Annotated in this window: 11 protein-coding genes; all 11 read left to right on the top strand. The window is 48.0% G+C overall.

Translation table 11 applies throughout. The features are described 5' to 3' along the window. Positions 1–51 precede the first annotated feature (51 nt). On the top strand, positions 52–948 hold the full coding sequence (locus KB559_RS14590; protein ID WP_211022661.1) for a flagellar hook-basal body protein: 897 nt from the start codon (positions 52–54) through the stop codon (positions 946–948). A 27-nt stretch (positions 949–975) separates the two neighbouring features. Then, on the top strand, positions 976–1,794 hold the full coding sequence (locus KB559_RS14585) for a flagellar hook-basal body protein (RefSeq protein WP_211022660.1): 819 nt from the start codon (positions 976–978) through the stop codon (positions 1,792–1,794). A 10-nt stretch (positions 1,795–1,804) separates the two neighbouring features. Next, positions 1,805–2,008 (top strand): DNA-directed RNA polymerase subunit beta, encoded by a 204-nt coding sequence (locus KB559_RS14580; RefSeq protein WP_211022659.1) that lies wholly within the window; start codon positions 1,805–1,807, stop codon positions 2,006–2,008. A 509-nt stretch (positions 2,009–2,517) separates the two neighbouring features. Next, positions 2,518–2,940, top strand: a complete 423-nt coding sequence (gene fabZ, locus KB559_RS14575) for a 3-hydroxyacyl-ACP dehydratase FabZ (RefSeq protein WP_211022658.1) — start codon at positions 2,518–2,520, stop codon at positions 2,938–2,940. A 37-nt stretch (positions 2,941–2,977) separates the two neighbouring features. Then, positions 2,978–4,696, top strand: coding sequence for a phospho-sugar mutase (locus tag KB559_RS14570; RefSeq protein WP_211022657.1), 1,719 nt, complete (start codon positions 2,978–2,980; stop codon positions 4,694–4,696). A 26-nt stretch (positions 4,697–4,722) separates the two neighbouring features. After that, complete coding sequence (locus KB559_RS14565) at positions 4,723–6,741, top strand: DUF5693 family protein (protein WP_211022656.1); 2,019 nt, start codon at positions 4,723–4,725, stop codon at positions 6,739–6,741. Next, complete coding sequence (csaB, locus tag KB559_RS14560; RefSeq protein WP_211022655.1) at positions 6,714–7,934, top strand: polysaccharide pyruvyl transferase CsaB; 1,221 nt, start codon at positions 6,714–6,716, stop codon at positions 7,932–7,934. The genes KB559_RS14565 and csaB overlap by 28 nt, the downstream gene beginning before the upstream one ends. Positions 7,935–7,987: 53 nt before the next feature. Then, positions 7,988–8,710 carry a WecB/TagA/CpsF family glycosyltransferase gene (locus KB559_RS14555; protein WP_211022762.1) on the top strand — a complete coding sequence of 241 codons (723 nt, stop codon included), beginning with the start codon at positions 7,988–7,990 and terminating at the stop codon, positions 8,708–8,710. Positions 8,711–8,822: 112 nt separating this feature from the next. Further along, positions 8,823–9,944 carry a glycosyltransferase family 4 protein gene (locus KB559_RS14550; protein WP_211022654.1) on the top strand — a complete coding sequence of 374 codons (1,122 nt, stop codon included), beginning with the start codon at positions 8,823–8,825 and terminating at the stop codon, positions 9,942–9,944. A 396-nt stretch (positions 9,945–10,340) separates the two neighbouring features. Continuing rightward, positions 10,341–11,087 carry a stalk domain-containing protein gene (locus tag KB559_RS14545; protein ID WP_211022653.1) on the top strand — a complete coding sequence of 249 codons (747 nt, stop codon included), beginning with the start codon at positions 10,341–10,343 and terminating at the stop codon, positions 11,085–11,087. A 232-nt stretch (positions 11,088–11,319) separates the two neighbouring features. Next, on the top strand, positions 11,320–15,441 hold the full coding sequence (locus KB559_RS14540) for an S-layer homology domain-containing protein (RefSeq protein WP_211022652.1): 4,122 nt from the start codon (positions 11,320–11,322) through the stop codon (positions 15,439–15,441). Positions 15,442–15,558: the final 117 nt, after the last annotated feature.

Raw genomic sequence — 15,558 nt, 5'->3', positions numbered from 1 at the left:
GCAATTAATTGTTGCGGGTGAAATAGATGAGTCAAGTATGGAGGTTTGCCCATGTTAAGAGGACTATATACCGCTGCATCCGGCATGATTACACAGCAACGCCGGCATGATACGGTAACGCAAAACATCGCCAATATCAATACGCCTGGCTACAAACAGGTTAATGCCGTCAGCCACTCTTTTCCCGATATGCTGATTTCGCTCGTCGGAGATAAGGAATCAGGAAATGCGAAGCGCATCGGCAAGCTGTCGACCGGCGTGTTTGCGGAAGAAAGTCTGGCCTCTTACGTACAGGGGGATTTGAGAGAAACGGGCAAGGCGTCCAATTTCGGACTGTTATCCAGCCTGAATTTGAATGACCCCGCTACCGGATTGCCTATTGCTTTTGACGCTTCAGGTAAATACCTAAGCGAAGACGGAGAGGTTATATACCGTCCGGAAGCTTTTTTCTCGGTGCTGGACAATAATGATCAGGTCCGTTATACTCGGGACGGTAATTTTACGGTGAATGCTGCAGGTGATTTGCTTACTTCGCAGGGGCAGCGGGTGCTTGGAGTTGACGGGAATCCGATCGTATTGCCTGCTGGAATGTCGATCAATCAGGTTCAAAGTGATGCCGTCGGTAATTTTGTTTATTATGAGAATGGAGTCGCTGTCCCGGTCGCCAGACTCGGAGTGGCGGTAGTCAACCGGCCTCAAGAATTGGTTCGTGAAGGCAATGGCGTATACCGGGCTGAAGATCCCGAAGCTGCGGATATTCGCATCGGGCTTACGGTGGAGGATGAAGCTGCAGTCCGTCAAGGATACCTGGAGACTTCGAATGTGGATACCGCTCAGGCCATGGTTGATTTGCTTGCTGCCCAACGTGCGTACGAATCGAATCAGAAAATTATCCAATATTATGATAAGAGCCTGGATCGGGCGGTAAATGATATCGGCCGCGTCTAGACCAAGTTTAATTAAAGGAGGTGCCATATGAATAACTCCATGATCAGCGCCATGGTGTCCATGAACGGGATTCAGCAGCGTTTGGATTTGCTTTCCGACAATATCGCCAATATGGATACTACGGGGTATAAGCGAAAGGAAGCTTCCTTTGAAGACACATTGACCCGTGTTCAGAAGCAGACTTCCAAGATGGAGCTGACTGGACGGGCAACACCCTCCGGTTTTGATCTCGGATTCGGTTCCAGAATGACGTCGATTACGAGCAATTTCACCCAAGGTTCCATTAAATTAACCGATAATCCAACGGATCTTGCCATTGAAGGAAATGCATTGTTTGCGGTGCTTACCGAGAGCGGGAAGGCTTACACCCGGGCCGGCGATTTTCATCTTCAACAGGATCCTTCTGATCCTGAATCCACATACCTGGTCAACAATATGGGTCAATTCGTATTGAATGCGGATGATGAACGTATTGCGGTCCCGGCGGGTTCGAAGCTGCAAATTGACGGACAGGGAAATATCCGTGCGGTTTCCGGAAATGAAGTGAATGATCTTGGGCGGATTCAATTGCTGACTCCAATACGGCCGGAAGCCTTGGAACAGGTTGACGGAAATCTGTTTGTACTTGCTTCCGGTGCAGTGGAAGCGGATGTCCTGAGTGAAACGGCGTTGCTTCCTCAAGCTCAGCAGGCCCAGATCCGGCAAGGGGCGTTAGAAGGCTCCAATGTCAATCTGACGGATGAAATGGCGGAGATGCTGCAGGTACAGCGGGCTTATCAGCTTGCGGCCCGGGCGCTCTCGTCCAGTGAAACCATGATGGGCTTGGCCAATAACTTGCGCGGGTAGGTGGACTTTCATGACCGAAGAGAATAGCCCGGCTGTTGCAAAACGGTCCGGGTGGATCACCCTCCTGCGAATCGTGCTTGTACTATTGTTTCTGGTAGTTGCCTTGGTCGGCGGAACGGTTGTCGGCTATGTGGTGTTAGGGAAGCAGGAGATAGGCGGCGTTTGGCAGTGGGAAAACTGGCGGCATGTGTTCGACTTGGTTTTCGCACCTTAGCCTGCGGCCTGTTGGTTAAGAGTTATTATATAATGGAAGAAATTGAATAAAAAGTTACAGAAACTCCCGGAATCGGGAGTTTTCTTTTTAAGGCCATAAAATGTATAATGATGGGGGACTGTCACCAGGGTGGAAATCAAAAGGGCTTTATCCGAAAGCGGTATAGGCCGCCTGCGGATAAGCCCCTTATCTTAACCTCCGCTTCTGCAGACGCGAAGGATAATTACAGTGTGGCCGTCCGCCTGATCTTTTATACGAAACTTTAAGAGGTTGTTCAAAAAGTCATCTTTCCACGACGAAGCAGATCATGAAGCGGATTCGACGTCGAATCTTGAATTCAGCCGGGCCTTCCGTTGCTCACGTACCATATGTACGCTCCGCTACTCAGTCCCTAACTTCATCCAACCTTCTCGGCCCTGCAAACCTGACTTTTTGAACACGCATTTTAAATCCGATGTCTAAGCATAACCAATTTGAGATTTATGAAAAATGGAAAGGGGTATTACATAATGCTCGATATCAAGCAAATTCAGGAGATTATTCCGCACCGCCCGCCATTTCTGCTGGTGGACCGGATCTTGGAGATGGAGGACGGCAAGAGAGCCGTCGGGATCAAGAACGTAACGATCAATGAACCGTTTTTTGTGGGTCATTTCCCCGATTATCCGGTGATGCCAGGGGTACTGATTGCTGAAGCTTTGGCCCAGGTAGGGGCAGCTGCGATTCTAAATGTGGAGAGCAACCGCGGGAAGATCGGTTTCCTCGCCGGCATGGACGGCTTCCGTTTCCGCGGACAGGTCGTTCCGGGCGACCAGCTTCGCCTGGAAGTGGAAATCACCCGTATGAAGGGCTCGATTGGCAAGGGCAAAGCAGTCGCCAAAGTCGATGATAAAATTGTCGCAGAGGGCGAAATTATGTTTGCGTTATCCTGAGTTAGATAAAATTTTGTTTAGGAGGACTTTTGAAACCATGACTGAGTTGAACTTGAACATTAGAGAAAAAGTAGAAAGCTGGCTGAACGATCCTTCCATCGATGAGGCAACCAAACAGGAGCTGCGCGATTTGGACTCTAATCCATCCGAACTTGAAGACCGGTTTTACCGGGAGCTGGAGTTCGGTACCGGGGGGCTTCGCGGCGTAATCGGCGCAGGCAGCAACCGAATGAACCGTTACACGGTTGCCCGGGCTACCCAGGGGTTTGCAAAATATATTTTGGAGGAGCATGGCGATAAGGCTGGCCAGCCATCGGTGGTCATTGCCCATGATTGCCGTCATTTCTCTCCGGAGTTCGCGCTGGAAGCCGCGCTTGTTTTGGCCGGCAACGGCATTGTTGCCAAATTGTTCCCGTCGCTTCGCCCTACGCCGCAGTTGTCCTTTTCGGTGCGCAGTTTGAAGGCAACCGGTGGCATCGTGGTTACGGCGAGCCATAATCCGCCTGAATATAACGGTTATAAAGTATACAATGCTTCCGGCGGTCAGCTGGTGCCTCATGAAGCAGAGCGCGTGATCGGTAACATTCAGGCGTTGACTTCGCTTGCTGAAGTGAAGCGTCTTAGCCGTGAAGAGGCCGAAGCCAAGGGATTGCTTGTATGGCTTGGAGAAGCGGAAGACGAGGCTTTCGTGGAAACGGTAGCCGCAACCAGCGTAAACCGCGAGTTAATGGTTTCGGGTGCGGCCAAGGACGTCGTTGTGGTATTTACGCCTCTGCACGGAACCGGTAATCTTCCGGTCCGTCAAGCGCTGCAGAAGCTCGGATTTTCCCAGGTTCATATCGTTAAAGAACAAGAGCTGCCGGACGGCAATTTCTCTACAGTGAAATCTCCGAACCCGGAAGAGCGCGAAGCCTTTGCTATGGCGATCGAGCTTGGTAAACAGGTTGGCGCTGACATTCTCATCGGTACGGATCCGGATGCAGACCGTATGGGCGCGGTTGTAAAGAATGCGGCCGGAGAGTATGAAATTTTAACCGGAAACCAATCCGGATCTCTTCTTGTGCATTATGTTCTTAGTCAAATGAAAGAAACCGGAAAACTTCCTGCGAACGGCGCGGTCGTGAAGACGATCGTTACGAGTGAGCTGGGAGCCGCGATCGCCCGTCATTACGGGGCAACCGTATTTAATACGCTGACCGGATTCAAATATATCGGTGAAAAGATGAACGAATTCGAAAAATCGGGCGAGCATACTTATTTGTTCGGTTATGAGGAAAGCTATGGATACCTGGCCGGCAACTATGCCCGGGATAAGGATGCCATCGTAGCCTCGACATTGATTTGTGAAGCGGCGGCTTATTATAAACGCCAAGGGAAAACGTTGATCGATGTGTTGGAGGAGCTGTACCAATCATTCGGATATTATCGTGAAACTCTAGCATCCCGGACTTTGAAGGGGAAAGACGGGCTTGCGCAAATCGGCGCGCTGATGAATGACTTCCGCAGTAATCCGCCTAAGAGTATCGCGGGTGTCGCGGTGACGGATCTGCTGGATTATTCGCAAGGACTGGACGGCCTGCCTAAGGAAAACGTGCTGAAGTTTCTTTTGGAGGACGGCTCATGGTTTTGTCTTCGTCCTTCGGGAACGGAACCAAAAATTAAATTCTACTTCGCGGTACGCGGCACATCGAACGAGGACGCCAAAGCGCGCCTTGCCCGTTTGCAAGATGAAGTGCTGGCTCGCGTAGACGCATAATTTTTTACTTTTGAGGAGGTACCTTTGTGATTCGAAGTTGGCAGCGGTGGAATGACGCTTCCCGCAAGTGGTTGTGGATCTTGGTTATAGTTGGTATTGTGGCTTCTTTGCCTGTAATCGTACAGCGGGTACAAACCGAGTCGTCGGCAAATAAGGTAGAGTTTGTTTTCAATTATCGGGGGTTGCTGGACATTGCGTCTTATCAAGCCAATCCGGCAGCTTACATGGATGAACAGCTGGATCGCCTAAAGGCGGCCGGCGTTAATACGATAGCGATGTTTGAAAGCACGCTGGATGAATTGTCGAAGGCGCGCCGGATTATGGTGTTTAACGCGCTGGATGTGGCAAAGATGACGCAAACGGTCGTTTCTCCTGAGGGGAATTATACTTATATCGCTTTTACTAGTACGGAGAACGAACAAGAGCTGCGTCCTATGATCGAGGAGACGTTCCGTAACCTGGACATTCCCGTGATGCCATGGCGGTACCAAGACCGTGAAGGGCTTGCAATCGGTTTGGGAATGGAAGAGGCGGTAATGAAGCCGATGCAGATGGATCCTTTTGCATTCGCAATGTTGAGTGACAAAGGCTTCAATATTCTCCCGCGGTTATCGGATAATATCCGTTATGACCAGGATGCCCTGGATCAGGAACTGTCTTTTTTAGCGGAAAACGGAGTGAAGCGTATCCTCTTTGACGGGGAGTCCGTGAAGGGGTATCAGGATAACGGTGCTATGAACAGTCTGCAGGGCTTTGCGGATCTGTTGAATAAGCACGGTATCGGTTTGGCAGCCATCGAGAATTTGAAGGCTCCGCAAAAAGGATTGAATACACTGGCCTATTTGACGGATTACAATATCGTACGTCTGCATTCTTTGTCCGATACTGAGGCTGGACAGGATAAGAAAACTTTGTCCGACCGGTTCGTGCTTGCAACAAAGGACCGGAATATCCGGATGATATATCTGAATGCTTCGCCTTCCAAGGATGCGGCTAAAGCGGCTATCACGAACCCGATCAACAATTTGATCGATTCGCTGCAAGGTCCGGAAGGGGCAATTCAGCGCATTCAAGATAATGGTTTCGAAATGGGACAGGCAGAAGCCTTTGAAATTCATGATTCTTCTTGGCAGAAATACCTAAAGGCGTTTGTTGTTCTGGGCGGAGTTGCTTTCTGCGCTTTGCTGGTTTCTTACTTTATTGCTCCATTGACACTGCTTGTTTTCCTGCTGGGCTTGATCGGTTCCGCCGGACTTTACGTCCTGAAGCCGACTCTGTTTGAGCAGGCGTTAGCTTTGGGCATTGCCATCAGCGCGCCGACGATAGCGACGATCCTTGCGATCCGCAAGGTTAAAGAAATCAAGGGGGCTCATCCGGATATTTCAGCCGGGCGGAGATTGACCCATACGATCGTTCTTTATATTAAAACAGCGCTGATTTCGCTGGCGGCCGTTCCGTTCGTAATTGCGCTGCTGAATAACATTACTTACAGCCTCGTGCTTAATCAGTTCCGCGGTGTAAGCTTGCTTCACCTGGGGCCGATCTTTTTGATTGCCGTTTATGTGTTCTTGTATCAAGGTTCTTCGGTATGGCAGGAACTGCGCAATTGGCTGCGGATGCCGATTACGCTCATTTGGGTCGTTGCCGCAGCCGTGCTTGGTGTCGCCGCTCTTTACTATTTATCGAGAACAGGAAATGCCGGTACTCTCCTTCCGGGAGAAGCCTGGTTCCGTTCCTTCCTTGAAAATACGTTTGGCGTACGCCCGCGGAATAAAGAGTTTTTGCTGGCGCATCCGCTGTTCATTGTAGGCATTTTTGCTGCTTTCCGTTATCGGTGGGCGCTGTATGCCATGGTCATTGCGGTAATGGGACAGCTATCCATGGTCGATACTTTCGCGCATATCCATACGCCGGCAGTTCTTTCGTTGATTCGCGGAGTGCTGGGTCTCGGACTTGGTCTTATCGTCGGCCTGATCGCCGTGCTCATATGGCATATTATTGAAAGGTGCTGGGATAAATGGTCGCCGCGTCTTCTAAAACCTTAGTCCTGTCGGGATATTACGGATACCGTAACAGCGGGGACGAAGCTGTACTGCAGTCAATACTCTCCGCCTTGGAGCATGAAGGACAGGCGGCGGGCATGAAGATCACTCCGGTCGTTTTATCTATCGATCCTGAATGGACTAGCCGGACTTATGGCGTGAAGTCCGTACATCGGATGAAACTTGCCGAGGTAAGGAACGCTATAAAGAACAGCGACGGCCTGATCAGCGGCGGAGGTAGCCTGCTTCAGGACGCCACCGGGCTCGGCTCGATTCCCTATTATTTGGGAATTATCAAGATTGCCCAATGGTTGGGCAAGCCGACCTTCATTTATGCGCAAGGCGTAGGGCCGGTACGCCGGAAGCTGTTCCGTCCCTTTATCGCATCGGTGTTCCGCCGCTGCGAATACATTTCGGTAAGAGATCCGGAATCGGCCGAGCTGGTGCGCAGCATGGGGATCCGGAAGGGCGACGTCCAGGTCGTCCCCGATCCGGTGATGGGGATAGTCCTGCCGGAAAAGGAAACGGACCCTGCAGGTGCGGCCGATCTCCAGAACGGATTAGATGTGGAGTCGCATGCAGGCTTGGAGCCCAATCCGCATGCTGAAGGCGGCGGGTTTTCGAGTGCGCCCGACTCCGGCGAACTTCCGGTAGTCGGGGTATCGGTCCGCCTCTGGAACTCCGAGCGGACCGAACTGGCGAAGCTGGCCGAAGGCCTTGCTTCGCTCAGCCGCCGGGTTCCGGTGCATATCCGTTTTCTGCCGTTTCATTTCCCTGGCGATGACGAAGCCTCCCGCTTCGTCATGGAACGCCTAGGGAACCTGGCAGAACACGGAAGCACCGTCAGCATTGCGGCGGAGACGGAGCATCCGTACGAGATGCTCCGCGAAGTAAGCCGCTGCCGCCTGCTTGTTGGAATGAGGCTGCACAGCCTCATTTACGCGGCTTCGCAGGAAGTGCCGCTGCTCGGCGTTTCTTATGATCCGAAGATCGACCAATTTATGGGGCGCCTCGGCAGCGTGCCTGTCGGCACGACCGAGGAGCTCGATCCCCGGATTGTTGCCTCGCAAGCCGAGCGGCTGCTGCTTGAGGGCGGGGTCTGGCGCAAGTCTCATGCTCCGAAAATTTCGGAGCTGAAGCGCGAAGCCCGCATCCCCGCGCAGCGCATTGTTGAACTTTTACAGAGCAAAGGGTGAGCAAGGTGGAGACGAAGCAAAATGAGATCGAGGTTCTGCCGACGGTATCGATTATGGGAATCCCAGTCTGCAAATGGGGAATGAAGGATACGGTCAAGTATTTAACGCAAGTCGTTAAATCAGGCAAGCCTCATCAAATCATTACAGCCAACCCGATCATGGTAATGGCCGCAATGGAAGACCCCTCCTACAAACAAATGATGCAGAAGGCCGAATTGATCGTGCCGGACGGTACCGGCGTAGTATGGGCCGCACAAAAAGTCGGTGAACCGGTGGCCGAACGTGTAGCCGGATTCGACCTGCTTCATGAATTAATGAAGGAAGGGGAGCGGCACCACTGGAAGGTGTATCTCCTTGGGACGACAAGCGAAGTGATTCAGGAAGCGGCGCGACGGTTAACTTTGCAATATCCGGGAACGGAAATTGTCGGATTTCGTGACGGGTACTTCGGTCCTGATCAAGATCAGGAGGTTATTGATGCCATCAAGGCGGTTTCGCCTCATCTGCTGTTTGTAGCCCGGGGCGCCGACACTCAGGAGCCATGGATTGGAAAATACAAACAGACTCTGGGCGTGCCGGTCATGATGGGAGTTGGAGGAAGCTTTGATATCATTTCCGGCAAAACAAAGCGGGCACCGATGACCTTCCAGAAGCTTCGCTTGGAGTGGTTGTACCGCCTGTTATCGGAGCCTACCCGCTTCCGGAGGATGCTTGCGCTGCCGAAATTCGTAGTGCGCGTACTGCGTGAGGGAGAAAACCTGACGAAAATGGGCTAAACCATTGAATTATTGCGCGAAACCGCGTATTATTGCTCAAATACGGAGGTTGTGTTTCTCCTGAAACGGAGTATAATTCATTCCGGCAGAATAAATGGGGGTTGAAATACACATGTGGATGATTTATACCATCGGGTTTATCGTCTCGCTCGGTCTGGCACTGGGATTGACGCCATTCGTAAAGAAGTTTGCCGTTAAAGTCGGCGCGGTGGATGTACCCAATGCTCGTAAAGTGCACACAAGAATTATGCCGAGACTCGGTGGATTAGCTATTTTCTTATCTTTTGTGATTACGTTCTTCCTGGTTCTACCGTTTCTTCCGGAAAGTTTTTCGGTACGCGAAGTAAACTTCGTCAAAGCCTTTCTTGTCGGCGGAACCATGACTATATTGCTTGGTGCGTTCGACGATCGTTTCGATTTGCCGGCCAAATTTAAATTTCTAGTTCAAATCGCGACGGCTTGCGTTGTCGTATTTGGATTTGATATCCGCCTTGAATTTGCAAATATTCCTTTTCATACGTATGCTTCGGTTGAAAGCTGGATTGCGATTCCGTTTACGATTTTGTGGATTGTCGGCGTCACTAACGCCATCAATCTGATCGATGGTCTGGACGGTCTGGCTGCAGGGGTTTCCGCCATTGCGATCGGTACGATCACCGTCATGGCATTCCTGATGGGTAATGTCGTGGTTGCGTTGCTCTGCCTGTTGCTGCTGGGCAGCATTATCGGCTTCCTGTACTTTAACTTTCACCCGGCCAAAATATTCATGGGCGACTCCGGGGCCCTGTTCCTTGGCTTCAGCCTGGCGCTGCTGTCCTTGCTCGGTTTCAAACAGGTAGCGATCGTGTCGTTCCTGACACCGCTGATCCTGATCGGAGTTCCGCTTTCGGACACGTTGTTTGCCATCGTGCGCCGCTGGATGCAGAAGAAACCGATCTTCTCGCCGGATAAAGGCCACTTGCATCACTGCTTGCGCGAGCTCGGCTTCAGCCATCGCCAAACCGTGCTGATCATTTACGGCATCGCCGCCTTCTTTGGCGTATTGGCTGTCATCCAATCGTCTGCGGCCATGTACAACGCCAACTGGGTCACCTTTGTCGTCATCTGCGTCATGGTGTTCTTCCTGCAAATCGGAGCCGAGGTGATCGGCCTGATCGGCAAAACGAAGCGCCCGCTGCTCGACTTCTTCGCCCGCTTGCGAATGAAGGCCGGTGCGGAGGACAGCTCCAAGTAAGATCTACCTGCAATATTGTATCTTCGATGACAGCAATTATACGGATATTTCATTTATAAAATAGGGACAACCTCTGCCATTGCTTTGGAGCGTGGCAGGGGTTGTTTTTGGTTTGAGGGGATGAAGTTCAAGAGCTGCATTGAGAACTTATCTAAGTAAAAGTAACCCAAGAACGGCACGTAGAGATTTTGGACAAGCGGCTACCCGCTCTATTGAGCAGTAAGCCGATATTCATCAGTTGAAGATGGCGAAATAGTCTTAATCGTATGAATGATCTCGACATAGTCAAGAACATTCATTTATTTTTAATCATTTTTTTAAATGTGTTTATAATTAGCTAGTTAGCTTTATATATTAATGAGAGCAATAATACATACGTCTGGGGGAATATGTTAAATGAAAAGATCCAAGGAATTATTGAAAGGTGTCATTCTCGGCACAACAGCTACACTTCTTCTGACTTCGGGTGTCTCTTATGCAGCGCAGTATCCGTTCATCAAAAAAATTAATGCCGTCTACAACAACATTAAGGTGATTATTGACGGTGTTGAAGTTAACCCGACAAATGAAAAAGGCCAAAAGATTGAGCCCTTTACTGTGGATGGCACGATATATCTCCCCTTACGGGGGATTGCTGAGGGATTCGGCAAAGAAGTTGAATGGAATCAGCAAACCAAGACGGTCACTATCGGTGCTGTAAAAGCTGCGGAAAAGCCGGTGAATCTCGATCAGTTTAATCTTAATAGTGGTTCTTCCAACTGGACATGGAGCAAGCAGCTCGACTCCGTTGCGTTGCTTGATGAGAGAAAGCAGCCATCTGTCAACTTGTTGACAACGGGCACTAACCAGGAAGAAGCCAAGGCCAGCTATCAACTGAATGGAGAATACGAAGAGTTGAAGGGGAACTTTGCAGTAACTAATTTCAACTCCCAAGGGCTTACTTATGGAGTAAACATCATTATTAAAGGCGACGGGAAAAACCTGTTCGAAACTTATAATGCTACCAAAGAAACGAAGCCGACAGAATTTAAAATCAATGTCAGCGGAATTCAAAAGCTTGAAGTTATTATTGCTAAAACGTCCTCAGGTACAACTTACGCTCCGACAGCCTTGTGGGACATCGTCTTAACACCGATGAAATAGTGAACGAAGAGCCTGTGCTACCGCAGGCTCTTTTTGAATTGCATTGTTTCGCATTACCACGTTGGCCTATCCAGGGCCATTTTTTATTTTGAATTCTTTGAATTTGTCTAATCCTTTTTTGCCAATTTTTCTAAAATAATGCCACATCGTGACCGATAACAACACTATACGACTTTTGGACGGTTTCCGTCATGCGGGGACTACAACAATCCAATTAAAGGAGAGATAATTCATGCAACGCCTCAAGAAGCCGTTCTTATGGCTCACGTTACTATCGCTTGTAATTTCACTGTTGCCTGTTGGTCTGCTTACGCCAAAAGTAAGTGCGGCCGATGCCGTTCCAACCTACTTCATTCCTTCTATTCAGGAATTGAGGAATACGTTCTCGCTTTCAATGACAGGAACAGGTGATAAGCAGATCACCCGCTCCAGTGCACATCACGTAACAACATCTACCGTGACTATCGAAGGCTCCTATAGAGCAGGCTTATCTTCGACAGGTATGACTGTTACCGTAGAGCGACTTGTACAGAAGAACTCTACAGATTGGGAGACAGATGATTCTAATGTCTACTCTAATATCATTACTGCACTAACTGGAAATACTTTTAGAGCAAGCGATGTGACCCTTTTTGAGGGTTTTAACAGGATTACCTTTTCGGGGCAAATGGGTGACACGACAAGATCCGAGTCTTTCTATGTACTGTATGATAAAGTTCCCTATCTGCAAGAACTGATTATGTATGACGGAGGTTCTCAAGGTAAAGCACTTAATGAGGGAACCCCGGTTATTACTACTGAGTCTATGGTATCACTGGAAGGCATAGCTCAAAATGTAAATGAAATTACTATCTATGTGAATGGGAAAATTTCAAACAGTGTACCTCGAGATGAATATAGCGGAAAATTTTATGCAGCTGGTATTTCCCTTGCCATAGGGGCTAACACAATTCAGATTGTTATGACCAATAATGCGGATACTGTTACTTCTCAACGTACTATTTTTAGAGTAGGAGATGGTCAAAGTACCACTTCTCTGTATTTGTATGATAAGGACAAGAGGGCTGGTGCTACCGGTGCAGTAGTATACGATGCGTTTAATAAAACTCCTTCTATTACAGAAACACTTGTTACTCCAAGTATTATTGGACAAATTATCGTTCCTTATGAGTATCATAAAGAGGAAGGAAATTTGAATGACTGGAAAAAATATTTACAGTTGGAATATACGCCAACGGGTGTTACAGGTGCTACTCCTGTAATTATTACCGATGCTCAAATTGAAATTTTGAAAATGAATCCCTTTAATGATAACGGAAAGATAGATAATAACTCTATTGTTATTGCCTCGAGAGACAAAGAAGTTGTTATCTCTGATGCGGCAGGTAACCCGAAGTATTTTATCGTTACTTTCTCTGCTTCAGGTATTCCTATAGACCAGGGGAATTTATCACTCAAAGCAAGCTTTGGTGATGTTGGTAATCCAGGATTCTCTACAACAATTCCTCTTTCATTCAGATATGCACCTGGAGAAACTACTATCACGAATCTGTACTATTTGCCAGCATACAAGACAACGAATGATCCCGAAAGTACGGATGATTACACTAAAATCAAGTTGGATGGAGCAACGGTCGATTCCGGGACTTTTTATGTGTTGATCGAGACGAACAAGAATACTGTTGATTGGAATTCCTTAGAGGCCACCTACTTGCCAAAAGGTTCAAAGCATCTTGATATTAAGGATGTTGAAGATAGTAGTATTAATGAGAAGCCTGCCTCATTGACTCTTGAAGGCAATCAAAAGATTTATAAAATTCAAAACTTTTCAGCAGGTCAACAACAGCTTAGTTTTCGGTTTGGTACTGGGGCAGAAGCGAGGGCTACCGTCTCGTATCTAATGATGACCAAGATCGCATTTACGAATTGGATTTATGGACAAACTTATTCAGTCAATTCGAAGGCTGATAACAATGTGATGCTTATCGAAGGGGAGTACCTGGGATTTGAGAACTTTGTTCCCACGGAGAATGCGAGCGCTACAATAAATGGGGTATCAGTGCCGATCGTCGTAAGTGGACAAGACGTGAACAAAGTAATTTTTACTGGAAACAAATTCACTTTAAATGCTCAAATCAGCCCTAATGGCCCTCTCTTCTTTGGAGAAAATCGGATTATCTTCAAGGGAACCTCAAGAGATGGAAATGGGAATGCCCGTACGGTAACAGGAGAATTACTTGTCTATATAGTCGATACGAATGGATCAACGATTGGTAATTTCCAGCCCGAAGCAAAGACTACAGTTGGGTTGTTCTCCGCAGATTCTGAAGGCAATACATTGGTAAATTTGATGACTACAATTCTTAATGTTAATGACAGTGTAGCTTCATCTGATCTGGAGAGAGCCCAGGCAGCTTATGATAAATTTATTAGTTCTATATTTGTTCCATCCCCAAGCTTCACGTATGATGCTACAGCGACTAGTTATACAACTACTAATACAACTGCAAATTTAATTTTACGAGGTAGTGGAGCTAGTCAAGTTAAGCTTAACTTCGGCTCAAAGGAAATGTTTACTGCCAAGGAGCGGCTTGTTGATAACAAGGTAGTAACCATTGATGGCCAATTTTCGTTTGATTTCGGAAATGGCCTGAAAAATTATAAGTATCAACTTGTAGGTAGTGAGAAGGATTTCTTGCTCCGTGTTGAGGGTATCGACATTAGTGTTCCGGGAACCTATGTGTTCAATCTGGAACTAGTAAATGATTCCGGCTCAAGAACAAGCAAGAAGCTGGAGATTGTGCGAGTAGTTGAACCGTATCGCATGCTTGCCCCGCAAGCGAACCTGGATGGACAATATATTGTGAACAAGAACTTTGTCCGCTTTGATATTCAAGCGGAAGGTGCAACGAAGGTGTTGATTGATAAGTATGAAGCTATACCTTCACAAGAAGAAGCTGGACGCTTTGTCTACGATTATGTAGGTCTCAAGCCAGACAAATCGACGAAGATCAAGATTCAGATTCAGAGAGCTGATACAACCTACAATGATACTATAGAGGTCTATTACACCTCAGCAGTAAATGTGGACAGCCAGTTTATGGCGGAGAAGGTAGCCACCAAGTACAGTGTATTTGGTAAAATGATTGAATTGAGCTTTCCGAAGGGAACGATACTACAAACCGCTTCACCTGGGCTGAATGCTATTCAATACTATCCTGACAATAAACTGTTGTTCGGAATTGCTGATCCTGTAGATGGAGTTGTTGGAAAGCAGGACGATTACGGGAATTATGTAAATAGATCTCTTGAGGGAGAACCTAACAAGCCAAATGAAATTGCTGTTCCTTACCCGGTTAAAGCACAGTTTATAAGCCCTGAAAGTAGAGCCAACTTTACGGCCATCTCTAATGTTTACTGGATTCATGGAGGATTAGGGGAAAAAGGGCTCATACAATCAACAAATGGGCTTGCGCCTTATTCACTGGAAGGAAGCTTTACAAAATTTGATCCAGATCGAAAAATCATTCCGTCTAAGCGCGGAGAACTGACATTAGCCTATGACAATAATGTTGTAGATGATGCAGGAACCACGATTACCGTATTCCGCTATACGGATGCAGGTATTTGGGAGAATGTCGGTGGCGAGGTCGATGCGAAGAAGCATACGGTAACCGTGCCATTCGATGATTTTGGATACTACATGGTTATGAAGCTCAAGAAGGGTTATAGTGATATCACGAATCATGGATGGGCAAGAAACATTCTGAATTCGCTCTATGCGAAGGGGATTATGAAGAACTTGCGCGGTAACAGCTTCGGTACAGATGACCGGATCACCCGCGGCGAGTTTGCGACTCTGCTCGTGAAGGGCCTGAACATACCGCTTAATTACCCGAGCAGTCATCAGAATTCTACATTTACAGATGTAGGGCCAGGAGCGGCAACAGATACATGGAGCTACGCCTATATAGAAACAGCAGCACGGGCAGGTATTGTAACAGGTACGAAGGAAGGCGAGTTTGCTCCTTACACGCCGGTTACAAGAGAACAGGCGGCTGTCATGATTGCTAGAGCGCTCAAGCTGAAGCTCGCGCTGAATGACGATAAGTTAAATTCAGCCTTAGCCAAATCCTTTACGGACTCTGGAAGTATAGATTATTACGCCAGACCTTCAATCCAAGCTGTATCCAAGGCCAAAATCATGAACGGGATCGCCTCCACACTCCCTGGACAGAAGAAGGCAAGCTACAGCTTCAATCCGAAGGGTTATATGACACGAGCGGAAGCCGGGAAAATTGCTGTGGAGTTGTTCAAGAAGAGTACGGCCATCTTCCCAAAAAACTTTAATTAAAATAAGAAATAACAGTACGATCCCCCTTGTTCGGTGAATCATTCTGACAAGGGGTTTATTTTTTCCAGTTACATCATTTTGTAATTTGTTGGAGATTAAGATACAATAGCAAGAGTA

The organism is Paenibacillus sp. Marseille-P2973 (assembly GCF_018101095.1).
Classification (GTDB): Bacteria; Bacillota; Bacilli; order Paenibacillales; family Paenibacillaceae; genus Fontibacillus; species Fontibacillus vini.
This window is presented reverse-complemented; position numbering and strand designations above follow the sequence as displayed.

Excerpts from the sequence above, each read along its gene's own strand:
- KB559_RS14555 (WP_211022762.1), top strand. The coding sequence starts at position 7,988 with ATGGGAATCCCAGTCTGCAAATGGGGAATGAAGGATACGGTCAAGTAT.
- KB559_RS14550 (WP_211022654.1), top strand. The coding sequence starts at position 8,823 with ATGTGGATGATTTATACCATCGGGTTTATCGTCTCGCTCGGTCTGGCA.
- KB559_RS14540 (WP_211022652.1), top strand. The coding sequence starts at position 11,320 with ATGCAACGCCTCAAGAAGCCGTTCTTATGGCTCACGTTACTATCGCTT.
- fabZ (WP_211022658.1), top strand. The coding sequence starts at position 2,518 with ATGCTCGATATCAAGCAAATTCAGGAGATTATTCCGCACCGCCCGCCA.
- csaB (WP_211022655.1), top strand. The coding sequence starts at position 6,714 with ATGGTCGCCGCGTCTTCTAAAACCTTAGTCCTGTCGGGATATTACGGA.
- KB559_RS14585 (WP_211022660.1), top strand. The coding sequence starts at position 976 with ATGAATAACTCCATGATCAGCGCCATGGTGTCCATGAACGGGATTCAG.
- KB559_RS14590 (WP_211022661.1), top strand. The coding sequence starts at position 52 with ATGTTAAGAGGACTATATACCGCTGCATCCGGCATGATTACACAGCAA.
- KB559_RS14570 (WP_211022657.1), top strand. The coding sequence starts at position 2,978 with ATGACTGAGTTGAACTTGAACATTAGAGAAAAAGTAGAAAGCTGGCTG.
- KB559_RS14580 (WP_211022659.1), top strand. The coding sequence starts at position 1,805 with ATGACCGAAGAGAATAGCCCGGCTGTTGCAAAACGGTCCGGGTGGATC.
- KB559_RS14545 (WP_211022653.1), top strand. The coding sequence starts at position 10,341 with ATGAAAAGATCCAAGGAATTATTGAAAGGTGTCATTCTCGGCACAACA.